Source organism: Bacillus sp. JNUCC-21 (assembly GCF_041222765.1).
Taxonomy (GTDB): domain Bacteria; phylum Bacillota; class Bacilli; order Bacillales; family Bacillaceae; genus Bacillus; species Bacillus velezensis.
Genome location: NZ_CP166019.1, coordinates 1,408,066 through 1,428,132 on the forward strand (window position 1 = coordinate 1,408,066; position 20,067 = coordinate 1,428,132).

Here is a 20,067-nt window from a genome sequence, read left to right on the forward strand (position 1 = left end):
GGTAGAGCTGAAAGCAAATTTCACGTTGCTTTCGGAGGTATTCAGTTAAAAATAGGGGGCCTGATTACGTATGAGTCTTATCGGTGAACGATTTACGGAAGAAGAACAGAAACTTCTGCTGAATATCCTGATCAATCAAGAATATGCCATTGAGCTTTTGACCAGCGAAATCAACGATATAGAAGCAGGGTCAAAAAGCGTCGATGGAACCACTTATAAAAAACTCGTAACGCTCTATGACCGTTTTCGGAATGAAAATTAATCAGCGGCCTATAAATTGATACTCGATTGCAAAGAGTATCTTTTTTATTGACGGAAACTTTTCGACAAAAAATGATAATGTTTATATTATTGCAATATAGGGAATACATGCTTTGATGAAAAATGTAAAGGGGTCGAAGTGACATGATTAGCTTACAATCAGATCAGCTTCTTGATGCAACAGTCGGACAATTTATGATCGAGGCGGATAAAGTGGCGCACGTTCAAGTCGGAAACAACCTTGAACATGCTCTATTAGTGCTGACGAAAACCGGCTATACCGCCATTCCCGTCCTCGACGCTTCGTACCGTCTGCACGGTTTGATCGGGACAAATATGATTATGAACAGCATTTTCGGACTTGAACGGATCGAGTTTGAGAAGCTGGATCAAATTACGGTTGAGGAAGTCATGCTGAAAGACATTCCCCGTCTCCACATCAATGATCCGATTATCAAAGGATTCAGCATGGTCATTAACAACGGCTTTGTCTGCGTTGAAAATGATGAAGGCGTCTTTGAAGGCATTTTCACGAGAAGAGTCGTATTAAAGCAGTTGAGCAGCCATATCAGATCATTGAATAAGTAGGCTCGCACGATCAGCCTATTTGTTCTTTTGCATGCCGGAAAAAGAAAACGCATACATATGAGTGGCGCTTGCCTCGGCAGCCTTTATTTTATTAGAATGGTAGATAAGAAATACGAAAAGGCATTGAAAAGGAGGACGACATGCAGCTTCAAGAGCTTCATATGCTCGTAGTTTTAGCTGAGGAATTAAACATGAGGAAGGCTGCCGAACGGTTATTCGTGTCACAGCCGGCTCTGTCCCAGCGATTGCAGACCATTGAAAAAGCCTGGGGAACAAAGATCTTTCTTAGGTCTCAAAAAGGACTTACGGTAACGCCGGCAGGAGAAAAAATCATACAATTTGCAAATGACGTCACGGATCGGCAAGAAAGAATCAGAGAAAACATTGATGAACTTGAGGGTGAGATTCACGGCACATTAAAGCTTGCCGTCGCCTCGATTATCGGGCAGCACTGGCTTCCGAAAGTGTTAAAAACATATGTGGAACGATATCCGAATGCAAAGGTCTCTCTCATTACAGGGTGGAGCAGCGAAATGCTGAAAAGTCTGTATGAAGATCAGGTACATATCGGCATTATCCGGGGAAATCCGGAATGGAAAGGCCGGAAAGATTATTTAATGACCGATCATTTATATTTGGTCGATACGGAAATTTCCTGTATTGATGATATTGCCCATACCGACCGGCCGTTCATCCAATTCAAAAGTGACAGTACATATTTTCAGGAAATTCAGCATTGGTGGCATCAAAAATTCAAAACCTCGCCGAAACAGACCATCCTTGTCGATCAGATTGAAACGTGCAAGCAGATGGCGCTGCACGGGATCGGATATGCCATTCTGCCGTCAGTCACCTTAGAAGAGGAAGACAAAGTAAATAAAATGCCTCTGCTTGATACAAAGGACCATCCGATCGGCCGTGACACATGGCTGCTCGGTTATGAGCCGGCATTTGAATTAAAACAGGTGCAGGCTTTTGTTTCTGTCATTAAAGATATGCTGAAGCAGGAACGCCCATTTTAGAAAGACAGCAATCATGCTGTCTTTTTTTTATTTTTTATTGACAATGAAAATCATTATCATTTAAAGTGTTATATATGTTAATGAAAATCATTATCAATTACGAGGTGGTCATATGCAGAAAGCATTAATGATATACGCAAGCATGTCGGGGAATACAGAGGATATTGCCGGCATTATAAAAGAAACACTGAGCGGGCATCAGATAGCAGTTGACTGTCTTGACATGGACGAAGCAGATGCGGATTCTCTCGAAGCATATGATTATGTTTTTGTCGGCACGTACACATGGGGGGACGGTGATCTTCCTTACGAAGCGGAAGATTTTTACGAAGATATTCTGCACAGCCAGCTCAACGGACTGAAAACGGCCTGTTTCGGTTCAGGCGATCACGCCTACCCGAAGTTTTGCGAAGCGGTCACGCTGTTTTGCGATGCGTTTGAACAGGCCGGAGCCAATTTATATCCGGAAACGCTGAAAATTGAGCTGGCGCCCGAGACGGCTGAGGATCAGGAATGCTGCAAAGAATTTGTCCGCGGTTTTCTTGCATGGGCCGCTCACCACGGAGACAAGTGCCATGTTTCATAAAGGCGCGACGGCTGTCATGGCATCAGTATCTTCGGGATTTTTTGTGGCTGTGAAAGGCGAAGGTATTTTTCATTTTTCGGCGGAAGAAGGCTGGAAAAGACTGTTCCGAGTGAAAAGCAGAATTCATGTGCTGACTTACATAGGGCTCTACATATTCGCGGCTGGAGAAAAAGGCGCCGTCCTCAGATCAGCCGATCAGGGAAAGACCTGGACGGCCTCCCGGTTTCCGACCAGCGCCTCCGTATGGGCCGTTGCCGGGCGGAATGACGGGTTTGTCTGTGCGCACGGCACATACTGCCTCTACTTATCTGATGATTTCGGCGTCACTTGGCATGTGGCTAAGCCCTTTTCACAATTAAAGGAGCCGCCTGTCATCCGTTCGCTTTGTTTACACGGTCAGACGATTTATATCGGCACCCGGATTCACATGAATCATGGCGGCATTTGGGCGTATGATCTGACGGAAGACCGCATCCGGCGTATAAGCCGCGAAAGGCAGCGCATGACGGCTTCAATGAGGATGTATCAGAATGACTGGCTCATTGCAGCAAAGGGCGCGGCAAAGGGAGAACGGGGGGAGGTTGCCGTCCGAAACGTGCGGACGCAAGAGGAGTTTGCCATTACAGCCGGACCCGCCGTACGGGAAAAATCATTTCTCGACGTTTCTGAGGATAACGGGATTATTTATGTCACATCGACACAGGACGAAAACGGATTTTCGCGTATTTATCAAGCTGATCTCGCCGCCGGTGAATTAAAGTGGTTTGATACGATCCGCGGTCACGGATGGCGGGTGGCCAACCGGGAAGAAAACTTTTTTTGCGCGGGCCTTTACGAAAGTAAGTTTGTCAGACCGTATGAGGCGGTTCGGCTCGCACATTAGTTTTTATGCATAAAGGAGAGACGAAGATGGGGAATGTATTGCTTGTTTACGCCACAATGTCAGGAAACACCGAGGCGATGGCGGATTTAATTGAAAAAGGGCTGATCGAAGCACAAGCATCCGTAGACAGATATGAAGCGATGGATATTCATGCCGAACTTTTTAATGATTACGAGTATATTTTATTAGGCACATATACGTGGGGAGACGGGGATCTTCCTGATGAAATGCTCGATATTGCTGAAGATATGGAAAACCTGGAGTTTACGGGAAAAACATTTGCTTTGTTCGGTTCCGGAGATACGTCCTATGAGTTTTTTTGCGGGGCGGTTGACGAATTGGAAAAAGTAATCACGGCCCGCGGCGGGCGGGTGGTGCTGCCGTCGGTCAAAATTGAAAACAACCCTGAGGGCAGTGAGGAAGAAGAGCTCCGGGAATTCGGAAGACAGTTTGCCGCGCTGTGCAGCCAGCCGGCAGAATAAAGGCTTGTTCCTTTTTTTCTTGTCTTTGTATCCTTCCTTTGTTACAGTAATGAGGTAGAAAATCAGAGGAGGACAATACATATGAAAATGATGGATGCAAATGAAATTATTTCATTTATTCAAAATAGTACAAAATCAACGCCTGTAAAAGTGTATGTAAAAGGCGATCTTGAAGGAATCAGCTTTGGCGATTCCGCTAAAACATTCCTGAACGGCCAATCCGGCGTCGTTTTTGGCGAGTGGGCTGAAATTAAAAGCGCAATCGAAGAAAACAAAGACAAAATTGAGGATTACGTCATTGAAAATGACCGCCGCAACTCTGCGATCCCGATGCTTGATTTAAAAGATGTTAAAGCGAGAATCGAGCCCGGCGCTATTATCCGCGACCAAGTTGAAATCGGCGACAATGCCGTTATCATGATGGGTGCATCTATTAATATCGGTTCAGTCATCGGCGAAGGTACGATGATTGATATGAACGTTGTTCTCGGCGGACGCGCGACTGTCGGCAAAAACTGCCACATCGGAGCGGGTTCTGTATTAGCGGGCGTTATTGAGCCGCCTAGCGCTAAGCCTGTTGTCGTGGAAGACGACGTTGTGATCGGCGCAAATGCGGTTGTACTTGAAGGCGTAACAATCGGTAAAGGCGCGGTTGTCGCTGCCGGAGCCATCGTTGTAAATGACGTCGAGCCATATACCGTTGTAGCGGGAACACCTGCGAAAAAAATCAAAGATATCGATGAAAAAACAAAAGGCAAAACAGAAATCAAACAGGAATTACGCCAGCTGTAAGGAATGGTTTGATAGAATGGGCGTGGATGATAAAATCCACGCCTTATTCTTATCTCAAGGAGGAATACATATGGAAAAAGAGCGGCTCATTGCCATCCGAAGAGATCTGCACCGCATTCCGGAGATCGGCTTTCAGGAATATAAAACCCAACAGTACCTGCTGAATCTATTGATCCAATATCCGGAGGAAAGAATTGAAATCGAAACTTGGAGAACCGGCATCTTTGTCAAAGTCAACGGCACGGCTCCGGAAAAAATGCTCGCCTACAGAGCGGATATAGACGCTCTGTCGATTGAAGAGCAGACGGGGCTTCCGTTTGCATCTGAACACCCCGGTTTTATGCACGCATGCGGCCACGATATGCACATGACCATTGCGCTCGGCATTATTGATCATTTTGTCCATCATCCCGTCAAACATGATCTGCTCTTTTTATTCCAGCCGGCTGAAGAAGGACCGGGCGGAGCGGAACCGATGCTTGAAAGCGATGTGCTGAAAAAATGGACGCCGGATTTGATTACCGCTCTCCATATAGCACCTGAGCTTCCTGTAGGCACAATCTCCACCAAAAGCGGCTTGCTGTTTGCCAATACGAGCGAACTCGTCATCGATCTCGAGGGGAAAGGCGGGCATGCGGCATATCCGCATACAGCAGACGACATGGTCGTCGCCGCGAGCACGCTTGTCACGCAGCTGCAGACGGTCATATCCAGAAATACGGATCCGCTTGACAGCGCTGTGATCACTGTCGGAACGATTACCGGGGGCACGGCGCAAAATATCATCGCAGAGCATGCTCATCTGGAGGGAACCATCCGGACGCTTTCCGAGGAATCAATGCGTATGGTGAAAAAGCGGATTGAAGAGCTTGTCAAAGGAATTGAAATCGGCTTCCGATGCAAAGGAAAAGTCACGTATCCGTCCGTTTATCATCAAGTTTATAATACAAGCGGCCTGACCGAAGAATTTATGCAATTTGTCAGCGATCATCAGCTGGCTGACGTGAGAACGGCGAAAGAAGCGATGACCGGAGAAGATTTCGGATATATGCTGAAAAAATATCCCGGCTTTATGTTCTGGCTGGGGGCCGATTCATCCCACGGGCTTCATCACGCCAAGCTGAACCCGGATGAAGATGCGATGGAAACCGCGGTAAATGTCATGGTCGGATATTTTTCGAAGTATGCCAATTAAATCCGAAAAGAAGAATAATCTAACAAAAATTGAGCATTCTACATAACGGAGGTGTTCAATATGACGAAAAAAATTGGAATTGAACAATCTTTATCGGATGTAGAACAGGCGTTAAAACAAAAAGGATATGACGTAGTGATGATGAAGACTCCTGAGGATGCGAAGAATTGTGACTGCTGTGTTGTAACCGGACTTGACAGCAATGTCCAAGGAATTGCCGATACGTCAACTCAGGCTCCCGTCATTACGGCTTCCGGAATGACCGCCGACGAAATCTGCAGCGAAGTGGAAAAAAAATTTCATTAAAAAGAAAAAACCGAAGCTTACGCTTCGGTTTTTCTATTCGGCGGAAGCGGCGTTTTTAAAACGGTCGAGCGCGATTTTTATTTCTCTCCGCAGTACGCGTTCAACCCGCCATTGCTCCATATTTTCTGTTTTGGCAATGATTCTGATTACCATTTCTGACGTGCTTAAATCCTGAACCCCGATGACGTCCGGCCCTTCCTTAATCTGCGGGAGCTCAGCGGCTGCTTTGTCACACGCGGTTTGCAGGATTTGAATGGTTTCATCAAGATTTTTTTCAAGCGGCACTTTAATATCGACAAGCGCCTGCATCGTTCCGCGGGAATGGTTGCTCACATTCGTAATGCCCCGGTTGGGAAGATAGTGAAGCGTGCCGTCAAAGCTCCGGATTTGCGTCGTACGGAGACCGACCTGCTCGACAATGCCGCTGTAGCCGGCAACCGTAATATAATCGCCGACGTCGATCTGTTTTTCCAAAAGGATAAAAAATCCGGTGACGATGTCACTGACAAGCCCCTGAGCCCCGAAGCCGACTGCGAGACCGACCACGCCGGCTCCGGCAATGAGAGCGCTCGGATTGTAGTGAAATAAATCCAAAATCATCACGATAAAAACGAAAATCAGGATGTATCCATATACATTAAGCGCGAGGCTTCGCAAAGTATAAGCGCGGCCTGTGGAGAGGTTGTTTTGTTGCTCGAATTTCTGAAACAGATGCTTGATCAGCTTTTTTCCTGCCGCCCGGAAAATAAAGTACGCTAAAATAATGAGAGCCAGCTTTATGATGAAAATCCCGGCAGATGTGAGAAGCCCGGCCCAGTCAAAGTGTTTTAAATCAATCATAGTGATGTCTTCCTTTCAAGTCTTTTGCGGAAAAAGCTAAAAGTCATATACCCGTTTTTAAAATAAGATAAGCCTTTTAATAGAAACCAGTTATTTCATTTATGATTTGTTCATATTGCCCGGTTTCAATATCATCATTTTTGTGAAGATATGAACTAAGGAATAGCCACACTCATTTTAACATGGTGATTCAGCCAAATCATATCCTTTGGAGGGAAAACAGGAGAACGTTGCCCGGCGAAACTGAAAGCCCCGGCAAAAAACCTTTTTCATAAGGAGGGAAATAAGATGAAATTACGTCAGCAAATGCCTGAATTGACAGGCGCTAAAGCATGGATTAACAGAGAAGTCACGAAGGAACAGCTGGTCGGCGGAAAGCCGGCACTGATTCACTTCTGGTCCGCCAGCTGCCGCATGTGTAAAGAAGCGATGCCTGAGATGAACGAATTTCGTGATAAATATAAAAATCAGCTGAATGTGATGGCCGTTCACATGCCCCGTTCCGAAGACGATCTTGACCTTGAGAAAATCAAGGAAACAGCGGCTGAACACGATATCTCTCAGCCGATTTACGTCGACAGCGATCATACGCTGACTGAAGCATTTGAAAATGAATATGTGCCGGCTTATTACCTTTTCGATAAAACCGGACAGCTCCGCCATTTTCAAGCGGGAGGAAGCGGGATGAAAATGCTTGAAAAACGCGTCAGCCGAGTACTTTCAGAAACGGAGCGGGCTTCTGAGTAATCGGGACAATCTCCGTCGGACTATTGTCTCGGTTCTGCAAACCCTTTGCCGTTTAGGTAACAGGGTTTTTTTGTGCCTATTGGATAAAAAATTCCAATATGACATGTGCGGCTTTAAAAATAAGAGAAACAGCCGTAAACACGCTGTACCGCTTGTTTTATCGATATCATTATCTTTTACATATTATAGTCGAAAATTGTAGATATCACGCTAATTTTCATTAAACAAGTAATTTCAAGTTATATTTTGAAATGGTTGAATAAATTGGAACTTTGTCCAGAATCCCCTATATGACAAGGGATTTTTGTATATAAAGTACCATTTTCAGAAAATAAGCAATTTTTCATAGAGTAAATAAAATAGTAAAATGATAAAATAATAGTTGATAAAATTACTTTTGTAATCTAATATCTTAATAAAAGCGTTTAAATTTTTGACAGGGGGTTTTACACATGTTTAATGAAAGAGAAGCGCTGCGCTTACGTTTAGAACAATTGAACGAAGCAGAGGTAAAAGTCATTCGTGAATATCAAATAGAACGTGATAAAATATATGCAAAACTGAGAGAATTAGACAATACAGGCAGCCTGTCCGATACAAAAAAAGAGTTTCGTCCGGAGAAAAAAAGTGACTCTCTCCCGGTGCTTGCAGAGCTTGCAGCACAGGAAATGAGAAGCTATCAAAAGCCGCAGGCACAGCCTCAATCCTCCCAGCCGCAGATGCAGTCTATTACGTCTCTTCCCGCCGGCATTCCAGACGGTTCTACAAGAAGAAGAAGAGGGACGGCGAGACCGGGATCAAAAGCGGCAAAACTGCGCGAAGCAGCGATTAAAACATTGAAACGCCACAATGCAGCGATCAAAAGTTCCGAACTTCAAAAGGAAATTGAAAAGGAAAGCGGCCTTGAAATTCCTAATATGACAACATTTATGCAAAGCTTAATTAAAATGTATCCGGAAGTGAAAAAACCATACCGCGGCCAATATATTCTTGAGGGAGAAATTTCTCAGGAAACAGCAGAAACGGCAAATGATACGGCTGCTGAATAATAAAACAGTAAAAACTGCTTGCGTTACTCAAGCAGTTTTTTTGCGTTTTCCCGCTTATTCTGCGGAAGTGACGCCTCTTTTCCAGGCTTTTTTTCAAGCTTGACGACATATTTTTGGAAAGGCTTTTCGCCGTCAGCACGTTCTTTCAACGCATCCAGTTTTTCATCAAACGACTGATCGCGGGACTCTGATTGTACAAATTGTTTTTGCAGGGAGATGACTTGTTCGGTAACGGCTTTAAGCAAGTCTTCTGCCTGAACAGTCTCTTTGGAAACAGAAGGGATTTCCAGAGCTTGTTCCGCCGGTTCCGCCGTGCGGCTGTCAATATCAGCAAAATGGCCGGCAATCCAAGCATCACTTTCGTCCAGCTGCCGTTTATACGAAAGAATGGTTTCTTGAAATAACTTTTCTTTCGTTTTTTCTATTTCTACAAGCCGTTCTTTTGTTTCTAGTATTCGATCTCTCATATGATTAATTTCTATTTTAATATGTTTGAGCTGGTATTCTTTTTCTATCATTTGTGTTTGAAGCCGGGTATTTTCGTCTGCAGCGGCATGATAACGCTGTTTCATATCTTCGTGAGAAGTCCGTTCAGTTTGAATGGCGGTCTCAAGTGAGCGGATGCGGGTATGTAAGTTTTTATTTTCTTCTTCAAATTTTACATTTGTAAGATGCAGACGGTGCTTTTCTTCCATCTCATTTTTCCGCCGAAACGTTTCCTGCTGAAGCAGTTCTTGCAAAATGACGATTTTATCGAGCAGCCCGGCTCTGATTTCATGCAAAGAACGTTCCGTGTCACTTGTCTGTTTGTGTTTTTGAGCCATGGCTTCCAATTCGTCAGAAAGCTTGTGAAGCCGCTCTTTAATATTGGCGTTTTCCTCCTGAAGCTTATTATTTTTTTGATGGAAGTAGCTTGCTTCAAATTCTGAAATTAATTTTCTGCATCTGGAAAGTTCGGATTTCAAGTAAAGGTTCTCTTGAGAAGTGTCGTGGAAAAACGGACCGGATATTTTCATAAGAACCATCTCCCTCATGATGTTAACACTACAATATGGGAAAGGATCAACGGCTATTCCTCTTAATTAAACAGACAAGCACCGTAATATTGTATTTCGGCTGAGGCGTTTGCTATGCTTTTATATAGAATGGGAGAGAGATGACATGAAACGGGTGAATGTAATATTAGCGGGGGGAGCTTCCCGAAGATTCGGAGAACCGAAAGCTTTTGCAAAGTGGAAGGGCGGCATGTTTTATGAACAGGCGAAAAAAGCCTTCGGCGGCGGAGAAACGGTAATTATCAGCCGCCCTGAGCATATAAAAAAGTTCTTATCAAACAGGGAGCGGCATGTTTTGGCCGATGAGCCGCGGTTTCGGGGAATGGGCCCGCTTGCCGGCATCTATACGGCAATGAAACAAACGGAAGGCGAAATATATACGGTCATATCCTGTGACACGCCGCTCGTGACAAGAAAAACGATGGCGGCGCTTGAAATGAAGCTGACCGGAAACCTGGACGCTGTCATACCGGTTTGTAAAAACAGAGAGCAGCCCCTCTTGGCGGTTTACCATAAACGGGTGCAGGATGTGCTTTTTGATCAGCTGACACAAAACAAACTGAAAATGACAGACACGCTGAAGCGGCTGTCTGTCTGTTATGTGCAGGCTGAAGACATCGGCGCCGGGCCGGAGGAGTTCGCTAATATCAACACACAGGACGATTACACCAGACTTTTGGCGCATGTCGAGTCTTCAAATCAAGACTGATCGGGAAGAAACATGGTATGATGGAAATAAAAATGCAAGGGGACAACACAGATGGAAGAGCGCTATTCGCGGCAGACAAGATTTAAGCCGATAGGGGAAAAAGGGCAGCAGGCGCTGGCTGACAGCAGCGTCCTGATTGTCGGAGCCGGAGCCCTCGGAACAGCCGCGGCAGAGGGCCTGGCAAGAGCCGGAGCGGGCCGTATGGCGATTATTGACCGGGATTATGTGGAATGGAGCAATTTACAAAGACAGCAGCTGTATACAGAAGAAGACGCGAGACAGCGCCTGCCGAAAGCAATGGCGGCTAAGGCGCGTCTTTTGGCGGTAAACAGTGATATACATATCGATGCTTACGCGGCGGAAGGTACGGCGGAAACGCTCGAACCGCTGATCGAACAAGCGGATTGCATCGTGGATGCGACAGATAATTTTGAAACGAGAATGGTCATCAATGATCTGGCGCTGAAAACGAAAACGCCTTGGATTTACGGTGCCTGTGTCAGCAGTCAGGGAATGTGCATGACGATTATTCCGGGGGTTACGCCGTGTTTATCCTGCCTGTTTGAGCAAATGCCCGTGGGCGGAGCGACATGTGATACAGCGGGTATCATACCTCCGGCGGTTCATATCGTCTCCGCTTATCAGCAGGCTGAGGCGCTGAAATTGCTGACAGGAAATCATGCGGCGGTAAATCGGCGCTTTTTCACGTTTGACGTGTGGAATAACACCAATATGAGCATAAATGTGGATCAGATCAAACGGGATCATTGCCCTTCCTGCGGCGCGGAGCCCGTATATCCGTATCTGCAGCCTGAAAACAGGCCGAAAGCAAGCGTGCTGTGCGGTAGAGACACCGTTCAAATCAGATCGGAAGCCTTAAAGAGGCTGGATAAAGAAGAGCTTGTCAAACGTCTGAAGCAGATCGGTAAAGTGGAAGCAAATGAATTTCTGCTGCACATGGCGTATGAGCGCTTCAGAATCGTTATTTTTCAGGACGGACGGGCTTTGATTCACGGTACAAACGATATAAAAGAAGCAAATTCAGTTCTGGCCAGGGTGATCGGACTGTAGGAAGGGGAGATATTGCTATGCTTGAAAAAAGAACGCCGATTCAGGTGGACGAAGCAGTCCGCCGGGTGAGCCGGTATAAAAAACAGGGGGATACCGAATGGGTGGCGCTTGAGGACAGTCTCCACCGCTATTTGGCGGAGGATGTTAAGGCGGATCATGATGTGCCGGCCTTTAACCGTTCCCCGTATGACGGATTTGCCATCAGGGCGAGCGATTCAAAAACGGCTTCCCGTGACAATGCCGTCACCTTTGAAGTCATTGACCATATCGGAGCCGGCGCCGTGTCGGAAAAAGAACTCGGGCCTTATGAAGCGGTCCGCATTATGACGGGGGCGCAGATTCCAAAAGGCGCGGATGCCGTAGTGATGCTTGAGCTGACAAAAACGTTTTCTGAAAACGGGACGAATTACATGTCAGTGAAACGCCCTTTCCATGCGGGCGATAATATTTCATATCAAGGAGAAGACGCGAAAAAAGGCAGCCCGCTATTAAAAAAAGGGACGAAAATCACGCCGGGCGTAACCGCTCTTTTAGCAACCTTCGGCTATGCTTCCGTTCCCGTGGTCAGAAAGCCGGTTGTCGGCATTATCGCAACGGGGACCGAGCTTCTTCATGTCAGCGATCCGCTTGAGCCGGGGAAAATCCGCAACAGCAACGCTGCGATGGTGTATGCCCAGGTCATTGAAGCGGGCGCGGTACCGCTGAACTTAGGGAAAATTTCCGATGATTTTGATGACAGCTATGATGCGGTGAAGGAAGCTATGAAAAAAGTTGATTTTCTGATCACGACCGGCGGCGTGTCAGTCGGCGATTTTGATTTTCTTCCAGACATTTATAATAAGCTCGGAGCGGAAGTTCTTTTTAACAAAGTGGCAATGCGCCCGGGGAGCGTGACAACTGTCGCCCGGGCCGATGACATGCTGCTGTTCGGCCTTTCAGGCAATCCGTCCGCATGTTATGTCGGATTCACCCTGTTTGTCAAACCGATGATTCAGACGTGGCTTCTGAATGAAAAACCTCATTCCGGATGGGCGGAAGCCGTGTTAATAAACGACTTTCCGAAACCGAATCCGTTTACGAGATTTGTGAGGGCGTTTGTTTATCATAAGGACGGAAAGATGATGGCGTCACCGGTCGGCCTCGACAAATCAAGCTCAGTCACATCTCTAGCCGAAGCAAACGCGTTTATCCTTCTGCCGGGAGGAACGAGGGGATATGAAGCGGGCCGGACGGTTCACGCGCTCCTCATCCGTGATGAGAATGGAAGTGAATGGCCGTGGTCAATTCTTTCCCGATCGTCCAGATCGTAGGTTTTCAAAACAGCGGTAAAACAACGTTTATTGAACGTGTGCTGAAAGCGGCGCCGAAAGAGTGCGATATTGGATGTTTAAAACATCACGGACATGGCGGAGAGCCGGAACCTTTTTCTGACGGAAAAGACTCGGAGCGTTTTTCAAAAGCCGGAGCCGCGGTTACGGCAGTAGAAGGGGACGGCGTCCTGCAGCTTACGGCGCGAAAAAAATGGGATCTGGCGGGTTTGATCAGTCTGTATGAATGTCTGGGAATTGACGGTCTTCTCATAGAGGGATTTAAACATGCGCCGCATCCGAAAATCATTATGATCAAAGACAGCGAAGATTGGCAAAAGCTGAAGCATTTGGAGCGCGTGATCGCGGTTGTCAGCAGAAATACGGAGCATATGCCGGCAGATGCCGGCATGCCCGTATTCCATGCGGACGATCCGGCTGCCATGATGTTTGTGCTTTCGCAGCTGAAAGGGGAATCTGCATAAATGGAACGTTTTCAAATTACAAGGGAACCTATCATTGCCGAAAATATCGTAAAAAAAGTTGAAAAGCGTGAAGCCGGCGCCATCACAACGTTTATCGGCACGGTCAGAGAGTGGACTGCCGGACGGCGGACGGTGCGTCTCGAATATGAAGCGTATGAACCGATGGCTGTTCAAATGCTTTCTCAAATCGGCGATGAAATCAGCGCGAAATGGGAAGGAGCCGAAGCTGCAATCACTCACCGTGTCGGCGTCCTTGATATCGGAGAAGCAGCGGTCGTAATCGCCGTGTCTTCTCCGCACAGAAAGGCGGCATATGAGGCGAATGAATATGCAATTGAACGGATAAAACAGATTGTGCCGATATGGAAAAAAGAAATCTGGGAAGACGGAGAAGAATGGATAGGCGATCAACTGGAAACAACGCCCTATCCGAACGGAAAACCGGATTTGCATAAAGGGGAATCGCGATGATTAAAGTATTATTGTTTGCCGGGCTTGCGGAGCAGGCGGGAACACCGGTCATTGAACTTGACGAAAAAGAGACGGCGGCGTCTGCTGTAAAAACGCTGCTAAAGGAACGGTACGGCCTTCAGACGATTGACAATGCCATGATCGCAATCAATGAAACATATGTAAAAGACAACAGCATCGTAACAGAAGGTGATACCATTGCCTTTATCCCTCCTGTAAGCGGAGGGTGAAAAAAGAGCCGGATGTGCATCATTGCCATCCGGCTTTTTTGTATATAGGCGCTGAATTCCAGAGAATATCTAAATGGGATTTAAAGGAATTTGCGATTAAGCTGGTTTTGACTGCATGAATAGGCTGAAGACAGTGCCTTCACAAGGCTTTGAGCCTCCCGTCATACCGGTCTGACAATGCTTTTTTTTACATAATTATGGAACGTAAAGCTGAGAATTTGTGTTACAATTTAGCATAAATACGCAAACGGCAAAAAAATTGAAACTTCTCTCAGCCTAAAGCGTACGTATAAACAGAATAATACATAGGAGGCATCAGCAATATGGAACCAAACCTGGAAAAAAGCAATACGGCAGTAACGGAAAAGCCGTCAATTTTCGGCGTCATTACAAGTCCTGTTGTGCAGTTTAAAAGATTAAAAGAAAAGCCGGTCATCGGCATTCCTCTCCTGATTGTCATCATTCTTATCGCGGCCGGCAGTATTTTGCGCGGGCTTGGGATGAATTATGAAGAAGTGCTGAACAGCTCATCTCTTGACGGTTTGACGGATGATCAGATTGAAATGACCAAAACCTTCGCTAAATTCGGCTCGATGTTCGGAGGAATCTTCGGGGGCATTATCGCTCTGTTTATCGTTCCGCTCATTTACTGGCTGTGCGTTAAAATTTCAGGCGGTGTGACAACTTACAAAAAAATGCTCTCACTCAGCCTGTTTACGGCATTTATTACCAATATCGGCTTAGTTATTAACGGTTTTGTTACTTATTTTACCGGTGCGGGCTCATTGTATGCCGTAACATCTTTGGCGAGTGTCATACCGGCCGGAGACGGCGTCGCGGTCTTTTTAAGCGCGTTCGACATTTTCAGCATCTGGAGCTATATTCTGCTCGCTTTGGGACTTCGCTATACAGGCGGCATTTCGAAAAAAGCGGCCTGGACTTCCGCGATTGTCCTGTTTGTTATTATGCTTTTAGTTTCAGCAGTCGGAGGACTGTTAAGTTCAGTGACAGCAGGTGTATAACATGAAAAAAATTTGGATCGGAATCGGCATCGCCGTAATTGTTGCAGTATTCATCGGTATCAATATTTATAAGTCTGCCGCTCCCGCGGGCGGCAGCGCCGGGAAAAAAATCGAAACCGGAACCATTGAAAATAGAGAAATCTCCTCTACGGTTATGGTTCCGGGAACACTTAAATTCTCTAAAGAACAGTATGTTTTTTATGAAGCGGATAAAGGAACTCTTGATAAAGTGAAAGTAAAAGAAGGCGACAAAGTAAAAAAAGGATCGTCGTTAGTCACGTATACAAATGAGCAGCTCAATCTTGATAAAGAACAAAACGAGTTGACAGAACAATCAAAACGGATGCAAATCGAACAAGTTGAAGAAAAACTCAGAGCATTAAACAGCAAGGAACAAGATCTGGCAAAACAAGTGGGAGAAGCGGAAGCCAAAAAACAAATTGAATCCGAACGGACTGATCTGCAGCTTCAGCAAAAAACGGCGGAAATCGAATTAAAGCAATCTGATTTGCAAAAGCAGTCTCTTGAAAATCAGGTGGCGAATCTCAATGTTAAGAGTGAGATGGACGGGACGGTAATCTCGGTAAATCAAGAAGCGGCTTCTAAAAAATCGGATATTCAAGAACCGGTTATACATATAGGAGACCCGGAACACCTGATCGTTGCCGGCAATTTGTCCGAATACGACACGCTGAAAGTGAAAAAGGGACAAAGCGTTACGATTACCTCAGACGCCATCCCCGGTAAAACGTGGAAAGGGAGAGTGGCGGCTGTCGGCCTCGTTCCTGATCAAAAGTCAAGCGCTGCTTCGGGGGAAAGCACGGAACAGGCTGTGCAGTATCCGTTTCAGGTTAAGCTGATCGGAAACCTTCCGGAGGGCAAGCCGGGGTTTAAATTAATTATGAACATTGAAACAGACAAACGGAAAGCCGATACGCTGCCGTCCTCCGCGGTCAAAAAAGACGGAGATGAGCACTGGGTCTTTACGGTAAAAGACGGGAAGGCCAAACGCGTGAAAGTTAAAGTCGGCGATACCGCAAATCAGCTTACGGAGATAAAAGAGGGGCTTTCAAAGGATGATAAAGTCATTCTGAATCCGGCTGACGGTTTGACTGACGGAACGGATGTGAAAGCATAGATGATTCAGCTTTCAAAGGTGAAAAAAAGCTATCAGATCGGCAAGGAGACGTTTGATGTTCTCCGTTCAATCGACTTGACGATTGAAGAAGGAGAATATGTGTCAATTATGGGACCGTCGGGATCGGGAAAATCTACGATCATGAATATCATCGGCTGTCTGGACAGACCGACGTCCGGCAGTTACAGGCTTGCGGGCGAAGATGTTTCTTCATGCACCGAAAAAGAGCTTGCGGCGGTCCGGAACAAATCAATCGGATTTGTCTTTCAGCAATTTCAGCTGCTGCCACGATTGAATGCAAGAAAAAATGTCGAACTCCCCATGATCTACGCCGGTATCGGCAAAAAAGAGCGTGAGGAACGGGCTGAGCATGCGCTGGAAAAAGTCGGTTTGGCGGATCGGATGCGTCACATGCCGAATGAGCTGTCCGGCGGCCAGAAGCAGCGTGTCGCGATTGCAAGAGCCATTGTGAACGAACCGAAGCTCATTTTAGCTGATGAACCGACCGGCGCGCTGGATACGAAAACAAGCATTTCCATTATGGAGCAGTTCACAGAGCTTAATGCAGAGGGCGTGACCGTGGTGCTTGTGACTCATGAGCCTGAAGTGGCGGACTGTACAAACAGAGTGATTTTCGTCCGTGACGGCATGATCGTTTCCCGCGATGCTGAGCAGAGGAGAGTGGGGGAATGAGCCTGTCAGAAAATCTCCGGATGGCCCTCAGTTCCGTAAGAGCTCACAAGCTGAGATCGATTCTGACAATGCTCGGAATCATTATCGGCGTCGGTTCAGTAATTGTTGTTGTGGCTGTCGGCCAGGGCGGAGAGCAAATGCTGAAGCAATCCATCAGCGGGCCGGGCAATACGATTGAATTGTTTTACATGCCCAGTGATGAAGAATTAACAGCCAATCCGAACGCCTTACAGGAAGCGAGTTTTACAGAAGAAGATATTAATGGATTAAAAGGAGTGGACGGCGTAAAGCAGGTTGTCGCTTCCGCGGTAAAATCCATGACGGCCCGTTACCATGAAGAAGACACGGATATTACGCTGAACGGCATTAACAGCGGCTACATGGACGTAAAAAAGCTGGACGTTCAAGATGGACGGACATTTACGGATAATGATTTTCTTTCCGGGAAAAGAGCGGGAATCATCTCGAAAAAAATGGCTGAAAAGCTGTTCGGGAAAACGTCTCCGCTCGGAAAAATCGTCTGGGCCGGCGGACAGCCCGTTGAAGTAATCGGCGTACTGAAAGAAGAGAGCGGCTTTTTATCGTTAGGACTCAGTGAAATGTATGTGCCGTTCAACATGCTGAAAACGTCTTTCGGTACTAACGACTACAGCAACGTTTCCGTTCAGACGGAGTCAGCTGATCAAATCAAATCAACAGGAAAAGAAGCGGCCCGTCTCTTAAATGACAATCACGGTACAAAAGAGGCCTATCAAGTCATGAATATGGAAGAAATCGCGGCGGGCATCGGCCAGGTCACGACCGTCATGACGACGATCATCGGTTCGATCGCCGGTATTTCTCTCATTGTCGGCGGGATCGGGGTCATGAATATTATGCTTGTATCAGTGACGGAACGGACAAGAGAAATCGGCATCCGCAAATCGCTCGGTGCCACGAGAGGACAGATTCTGACACAATTCTTAATTGAATCTGTTGTGCTTACATTAATCGGCGGCTTAATCGGAATCTGTCTCGGCTACGGGGGAGCATCACTCGTTTCCCTTATCGCAGGCTGGCCGTCGCTCGTTTCCTGGCAGGTGGTTTGTATCGGTGTGCTGTTCAGTATGCTGATCGGTGTCATTTTCGGCATGCTGCCCGCCAACAAAGCATCTCGCTTAGATCCGATTGAAGCGTTACGGTATGAATAATCGGCGCCCCATGCAGTCTGCATGGGGTTTTTTGTGTTTTAATGATTGAATGAATATAATAGACTTTTTTCATTTATGATAAAAAGAAAATGTCATACAATTGTCCCCCTTTTTGTCGAATTTACAGTTTACAAACCCTATGTACATACGTTAATATGAACAAATGTGAAAGATTTTGATAGTTATTGAATGAATTTGAGTGATTTTAGTTGCTAGAAGTAAAAAAAGCGTTTACAATTATCTTGCAGCCGAAATGAATACGTTTCCAAAGGAGGCGGAATATGCTCACTCCTGAAAGGTATCAGCTGATTATGGATCAGATTGAAAAGCGTGATGTGGTGAAGATTCAAGAGCTGATAAGCATGACAAATGCTTCTGAATCAACGATCAGAAGAGATTTATCAACACTTGAAGAGCGCGGATTTTTAAAGCGCGTTCACGGCGGGGCGTCTAAACTTTCCAACAGCAGGCAAGAACCCGATATGCTTGAAAAATCCTCCAAAAACCTTCAGGATAAACTGAAGATCGCAGAAGAAGCGGCATCTTTATTAGAAGAAGGTGACTGTATTTATCTTGATGCGGGAACAACTACATTGCACATGATTGATTTTATAGATCCATCTAAGGACATTGTGGTTGTCACAAACGGAGTTATGCATATCGACGCTTTAATAAGGAAAGGGATCCCCTTTTATCTTCTCGGAGGATATGTGAAGCATAGAACAGGTGCGATGATCGGCGGCGCCTCATTAACGGCGGTCAGCCAGTACCGTTTTGACAAAAGCTTCCTCGGGGTGAACGGCGTGCACATTGAAGCCGGCTTTACAACACCCGATCCGGATGAGGCTCTTCTGAAGACAAAGGCTGTGAGACAGGCGAAAAATGCGTATGTTTTAGCCGATCCTTCTAAATTCGGCGAGATTTCTTTCGCAGCGTTCGCCGCCTTGGGCGATGCCGCTATCATTACCACTGAAGCTGAAGAACTTGCATTCGATAATTACCAAGAAAAAACTGTCGTAAAGGTAGTGAAACCATGATTTACACTGTAACCCTCAATCCGTCTGTTGACTATATCGTTCACGTTGAAGATTTTGCCGTAGGCGGTTTAAACCGTTCCAGCTATGACACGAAGTATCCCGGCGGAAAAGGCATCAACGTTTCGAGATTACTGAAAAGACACCATGTGCCGTCAAAAGCATTGGGGTTTGTCGGCGGATTTACCGGAAATTATATCACGTCATTTTTGCAGCAGGAAGGTCTGGAAACGGCTTTTTCTGAGGTGGATGAAGACACGCGTATAAATGTAAAACTGAAAACGGGCGATGAAACGGAAATTAACGGACAGGGCCCGACGATTTCAGACGAAGTGTTCAATGCCTTTTTAGAACAGTTCTCCGCTCTGGAAGAGGGAGACATCGTCGTTTTAGCGGGAAGCATTCCTTCTTCCCTGCCGCATAACACGTATGAAAAAATTGCTGAGGCATGCAGAAAGCAGAATGCCCGGGTAGTCGTGGACATCTCCGGTGAAGCGCTGATGAAAGCGACAGAAATGAAACCGTTTTTGATGAAGCCGAATCATCATGAGCTTGGCGAAATGTTCAATACGGTCATTGATTCAGCCGAAGCTGCCGTTCCTTACGGTAAAAAATTGATTGAACAAGGCGCTGAACATGCGATTGTTTCGATGGCTGGCGACGGTGCGCTTTTATTTACGAAAGAGGCGGTTTTCCTCGCCAATGTTCCTAAAGGAAAGCTTGTCAATTCGGTAGGCGCGGGTGATTCCGTCGTCGCGGGATTCCTTGCGGGAATTTCAAAACAGCTGCCTTTGGAAGATGCGTTCCGTTTAGGAGTTGCTTCCGGAAGCGCAACGGCATTTTCTGAAGAACTCGGAACTGAAGAGTTTGTACAGCAGCTTCTTCCTGAAGTTAAAGTCACACGTCTATAG

General features: G+C 46.2%; 25 protein-coding genes. 23 read left to right on the forward strand and 2 right to left on the reverse strand.

From position 1 onward, the window contains the following. Positions 1–70: 70 nt before the first annotated feature. The 9 genes from abbA (at position 71) to JNUCC21_RS07485 (ending at position 6,115) form a co-directional block, all read left to right on the forward strand. Positions 71–262, forward strand: coding sequence for an antirepressor AbbA (abbA, locus tag JNUCC21_RS07445; protein ID WP_007409618.1), 192 nt, complete (start codon positions 71–73; stop codon positions 260–262). A 143-nt stretch (positions 263–405) separates the two neighbouring features. Beyond that, on the forward strand, positions 406–849 hold the full coding sequence (gene cbpB / locus JNUCC21_RS07450; RefSeq protein ID WP_003154608.1) for a cyclic-di-AMP-binding protein CbpB: 444 nt from the start codon (positions 406–408) through the stop codon (positions 847–849). A 140-nt stretch (positions 850–989) separates the two neighbouring features. Next, on the forward strand, positions 990–1,871 hold the full coding sequence (gene ccpC, locus JNUCC21_RS07455) for a transcriptional regulator CcpC (RefSeq protein WP_007611101.1): 882 nt from the start codon (positions 990–992) through the stop codon (positions 1,869–1,871). A 112-nt stretch (positions 1,872–1,983) separates the two neighbouring features. Then, positions 1,984–2,457, forward strand: coding sequence for a flavodoxin (locus tag JNUCC21_RS07460; RefSeq protein ID WP_025284659.1), 474 nt, complete (start codon positions 1,984–1,986; stop codon positions 2,455–2,457). Next, a complete protein-coding gene (locus tag JNUCC21_RS07465) occupies positions 2,447–3,340 on the forward strand; it encodes a WD40/YVTN/BNR-like repeat-containing protein (RefSeq protein ID WP_369878709.1) in 894 nt (297 codons plus the stop codon). Before JNUCC21_RS07460 ends, JNUCC21_RS07465 begins: the two co-directional genes overlap by 11 nt. Positions 3,341–3,366: 26 nt before the next feature. Continuing rightward, on the forward strand, positions 3,367–3,822 hold the full coding sequence (locus JNUCC21_RS07470; RefSeq protein ID WP_007409622.1) for a flavodoxin: 456 nt from the start codon (positions 3,367–3,369) through the stop codon (positions 3,820–3,822). Between the two features lie 81 nt (positions 3,823–3,903). Then, positions 3,904–4,614 carry a 2,3,4,5-tetrahydropyridine-2,6-dicarboxylate N-acetyltransferase gene (dapD, locus tag JNUCC21_RS07475; RefSeq protein WP_007409623.1) on the forward strand — a complete coding sequence of 237 codons (711 nt, stop codon included), beginning with the start codon at positions 3,904–3,906 and terminating at the stop codon, positions 4,612–4,614. Between the two features lie 70 nt (positions 4,615–4,684). Then, positions 4,685–5,809, forward strand: coding sequence for an N-acetyldiaminopimelate deacetylase (locus JNUCC21_RS07480; RefSeq protein WP_046702332.1), 1,125 nt, complete (start codon positions 4,685–4,687; stop codon positions 5,807–5,809). 60 nt (positions 5,810–5,869) lie between these two features. Beyond that, positions 5,870–6,115 (forward strand): YkuS family protein, encoded by a 246-nt coding sequence (locus JNUCC21_RS07485; RefSeq protein WP_003154596.1) that lies wholly within the window; start codon positions 5,870–5,872, stop codon positions 6,113–6,115. Between the two features lie 33 nt (positions 6,116–6,148). On the opposite strand, the gene JNUCC21_RS07490 is transcribed toward JNUCC21_RS07485, so the two are convergent. Then, positions 6,149–6,955, reverse strand: coding sequence for a mechanosensitive ion channel family protein (locus tag JNUCC21_RS07490; RefSeq protein ID WP_038463800.1), 807 nt, complete (start codon positions 6,953–6,955; stop codon positions 6,149–6,151). A gap of 288 nt (positions 6,956–7,243) precedes the next feature. Here JNUCC21_RS07490 and JNUCC21_RS07495 point away from each other — a divergent pair, with 288 nt between their 5' ends. Next, a complete protein-coding gene (locus JNUCC21_RS07495; RefSeq protein ID WP_072589040.1) occupies positions 7,244–7,702 on the forward strand; it encodes a TlpA disulfide reductase family protein in 459 nt (152 codons plus the stop codon). A 452-nt stretch (positions 7,703–8,154) separates the two neighbouring features. Next, positions 8,155–8,751: a transcriptional regulator Rok gene (rok, locus tag JNUCC21_RS07500; RefSeq protein ID WP_012117447.1), complete on the forward strand. Its 597-nt coding sequence runs from the start codon at positions 8,155–8,157 to the stop codon at positions 8,749–8,751. 23 nt (positions 8,752–8,774) lie between these two features. On the opposite strand, the gene JNUCC21_RS07505 is transcribed toward rok, so the two are convergent. Further along, positions 8,775–9,767, reverse strand: a complete 993-nt coding sequence (locus JNUCC21_RS07505) for a hypothetical protein (RefSeq protein ID WP_043021218.1) — start codon at positions 9,765–9,767, stop codon at positions 8,775–8,777. A gap of 145 nt (positions 9,768–9,912) precedes the next feature. Between JNUCC21_RS07505 and JNUCC21_RS07510 the strand changes: the two genes are divergently transcribed. From JNUCC21_RS07510 to pfkB, 12 genes are all read left to right on the forward strand, one after another. Further along, on the forward strand, positions 9,913–10,515 hold the full coding sequence (locus JNUCC21_RS07510; protein WP_052827374.1) for a molybdenum cofactor guanylyltransferase: 603 nt from the start codon (positions 9,913–9,915) through the stop codon (positions 10,513–10,515). Between the two features lie 51 nt (positions 10,516–10,566). Then, positions 10,567–11,586, forward strand: a complete 1,020-nt coding sequence (locus tag JNUCC21_RS07515; RefSeq protein ID WP_007611113.1) for a molybdopterin-synthase adenylyltransferase MoeB — start codon at positions 10,567–10,569, stop codon at positions 11,584–11,586. A 17-nt stretch (positions 11,587–11,603) separates the two neighbouring features. Beyond that, a complete protein-coding gene (gene glp, locus JNUCC21_RS07520; RefSeq protein WP_124693067.1) occupies positions 11,604–12,896 on the forward strand; it encodes a gephyrin-like molybdotransferase Glp in 1,293 nt (430 codons plus the stop codon). Further along, a complete protein-coding gene (mobB, locus tag JNUCC21_RS07525) occupies positions 12,857–13,378 on the forward strand; it encodes a molybdopterin-guanine dinucleotide biosynthesis protein B (RefSeq protein ID WP_007409631.1) in 522 nt (173 codons plus the stop codon). The genes glp and mobB overlap by 40 nt, the downstream gene beginning before the upstream one ends. Then, positions 13,379–13,849: a molybdenum cofactor biosynthesis protein MoaE gene (locus JNUCC21_RS07530; protein WP_007409632.1), complete on the forward strand. Its 471-nt coding sequence runs from the start codon at positions 13,379–13,381 to the stop codon at positions 13,847–13,849. Next, the gene (gene moaD / locus JNUCC21_RS07535; protein ID WP_007409633.1) at positions 13,846–14,079 is read left to right on the forward strand and encodes a molybdopterin converting factor subunit 1; all 234 of its coding nucleotides are present in this window, start codon (positions 13,846–13,848) and stop codon (positions 14,077–14,079) included. Before JNUCC21_RS07530 ends, moaD begins: the two co-directional genes overlap by 4 nt. Before the next feature lie 323 nt (positions 14,080–14,402). After that, complete coding sequence (locus tag JNUCC21_RS07540; protein WP_060561749.1) at positions 14,403–15,101, forward strand: Yip1 family protein; 699 nt, start codon at positions 14,403–14,405, stop codon at positions 15,099–15,101. Position 15,102: 1 nt separating this feature from the next. Next, positions 15,103–16,239, forward strand: coding sequence for an efflux RND transporter periplasmic adaptor subunit (locus JNUCC21_RS07545; protein WP_060561748.1), 1,137 nt, complete (start codon positions 15,103–15,105; stop codon positions 16,237–16,239). Continuing rightward, positions 16,240–16,932, forward strand: a complete 693-nt coding sequence (locus JNUCC21_RS07550) for an ABC transporter ATP-binding protein (protein WP_007409637.1) — start codon at positions 16,240–16,242, stop codon at positions 16,930–16,932. Further along, positions 16,929–18,122, forward strand: a complete 1,194-nt coding sequence (locus tag JNUCC21_RS07555) for an ABC transporter permease (protein ID WP_025284665.1) — start codon at positions 16,929–16,931, stop codon at positions 18,120–18,122. Before JNUCC21_RS07550 ends, JNUCC21_RS07555 begins: the two co-directional genes overlap by 4 nt. A 281-nt stretch (positions 18,123–18,403) precedes the next feature. Beyond that, positions 18,404–19,159, forward strand: a complete 756-nt coding sequence (locus tag JNUCC21_RS07560) for a DeoR/GlpR family DNA-binding transcription regulator (protein WP_007409639.1) — start codon at positions 18,404–18,406, stop codon at positions 19,157–19,159. Next, a complete protein-coding gene (gene pfkB / locus JNUCC21_RS07565) occupies positions 19,156–20,067 on the forward strand; it encodes a 1-phosphofructokinase (protein WP_003154572.1) in 912 nt (303 codons plus the stop codon). The genes JNUCC21_RS07560 and pfkB overlap by 4 nt, the downstream gene beginning before the upstream one ends.

Excerpts from the sequence above, each read along its gene's own strand:
- cbpB (WP_003154608.1), top strand. The coding sequence starts at position 406 with ATGATTAGCTTACAATCAGATCAGCTTCTTGATGCAACAGTCGGACAA.
- ccpC (WP_007611101.1), top strand. The coding sequence starts at position 990 with ATGCAGCTTCAAGAGCTTCATATGCTCGTAGTTTTAGCTGAGGAATTA.
- JNUCC21_RS07510 (WP_052827374.1), top strand. The coding sequence starts at position 9,913 with ATGAAACGGGTGAATGTAATATTAGCGGGGGGAGCTTCCCGAAGATTC.
- JNUCC21_RS07550 (WP_007409637.1), top strand. The coding sequence starts at position 16,240 with ATGATTCAGCTTTCAAAGGTGAAAAAAAGCTATCAGATCGGCAAGGAG.
- pfkB (WP_003154572.1), top strand. The coding sequence starts at position 19,156 with ATGATTTACACTGTAACCCTCAATCCGTCTGTTGACTATATCGTTCAC.
- JNUCC21_RS07490 (WP_038463800.1), bottom strand. The coding sequence starts at position 6,955 with ATGATTGATTTAAAACACTTTGACTGGGCCGGGCTTCTCACATCTGCC.
- JNUCC21_RS07465 (WP_369878709.1), top strand. The coding sequence starts at position 2,447 with ATGTTTCATAAAGGCGCGACGGCTGTCATGGCATCAGTATCTTCGGGA.
- abbA (WP_007409618.1), top strand. The coding sequence starts at position 71 with ATGAGTCTTATCGGTGAACGATTTACGGAAGAAGAACAGAAACTTCTG.
- JNUCC21_RS07515 (WP_007611113.1), top strand. The coding sequence starts at position 10,567 with ATGGAAGAGCGCTATTCGCGGCAGACAAGATTTAAGCCGATAGGGGAA.
- mobB (WP_007409631.1), top strand. The coding sequence starts at position 12,857 with ATGGCCGTGGTCAATTCTTTCCCGATCGTCCAGATCGTAGGTTTTCAA.
- JNUCC21_RS07540 (WP_060561749.1), top strand. The coding sequence starts at position 14,403 with ATGGAACCAAACCTGGAAAAAAGCAATACGGCAGTAACGGAAAAGCCG.
- rok (WP_012117447.1), top strand. The coding sequence starts at position 8,155 with ATGTTTAATGAAAGAGAAGCGCTGCGCTTACGTTTAGAACAATTGAAC.
- moaD (WP_007409633.1), top strand. The coding sequence starts at position 13,846 with ATGATTAAAGTATTATTGTTTGCCGGGCTTGCGGAGCAGGCGGGAACA.
- JNUCC21_RS07560 (WP_007409639.1), top strand. The coding sequence starts at position 18,404 with ATGCTCACTCCTGAAAGGTATCAGCTGATTATGGATCAGATTGAAAAG.
- dapD (WP_007409623.1), top strand. The coding sequence starts at position 3,904 with ATGAAAATGATGGATGCAAATGAAATTATTTCATTTATTCAAAATAGT.
- JNUCC21_RS07470 (WP_007409622.1), top strand. The coding sequence starts at position 3,367 with ATGGGGAATGTATTGCTTGTTTACGCCACAATGTCAGGAAACACCGAG.
- JNUCC21_RS07480 (WP_046702332.1), top strand. The coding sequence starts at position 4,685 with ATGGAAAAAGAGCGGCTCATTGCCATCCGAAGAGATCTGCACCGCATT.
- JNUCC21_RS07555 (WP_025284665.1), top strand. The coding sequence starts at position 16,929 with ATGAGCCTGTCAGAAAATCTCCGGATGGCCCTCAGTTCCGTAAGAGCT.
- JNUCC21_RS07530 (WP_007409632.1), top strand. The coding sequence starts at position 13,379 with ATGGAACGTTTTCAAATTACAAGGGAACCTATCATTGCCGAAAATATC.
- JNUCC21_RS07485 (WP_003154596.1), top strand. The coding sequence starts at position 5,870 with ATGACGAAAAAAATTGGAATTGAACAATCTTTATCGGATGTAGAACAG.
- JNUCC21_RS07495 (WP_072589040.1), top strand. The coding sequence starts at position 7,244 with ATGAAATTACGTCAGCAAATGCCTGAATTGACAGGCGCTAAAGCATGG.
- glp (WP_124693067.1), top strand. The coding sequence starts at position 11,604 with ATGCTTGAAAAAAGAACGCCGATTCAGGTGGACGAAGCAGTCCGCCGG.
- JNUCC21_RS07545 (WP_060561748.1), top strand. The coding sequence starts at position 15,103 with ATGAAAAAAATTTGGATCGGAATCGGCATCGCCGTAATTGTTGCAGTA.
- JNUCC21_RS07460 (WP_025284659.1), top strand. The coding sequence starts at position 1,984 with ATGCAGAAAGCATTAATGATATACGCAAGCATGTCGGGGAATACAGAG.
- JNUCC21_RS07505 (WP_043021218.1), bottom strand. The coding sequence starts at position 9,767 with ATGAAAATATCCGGTCCGTTTTTCCACGACACTTCTCAAGAGAACCTT.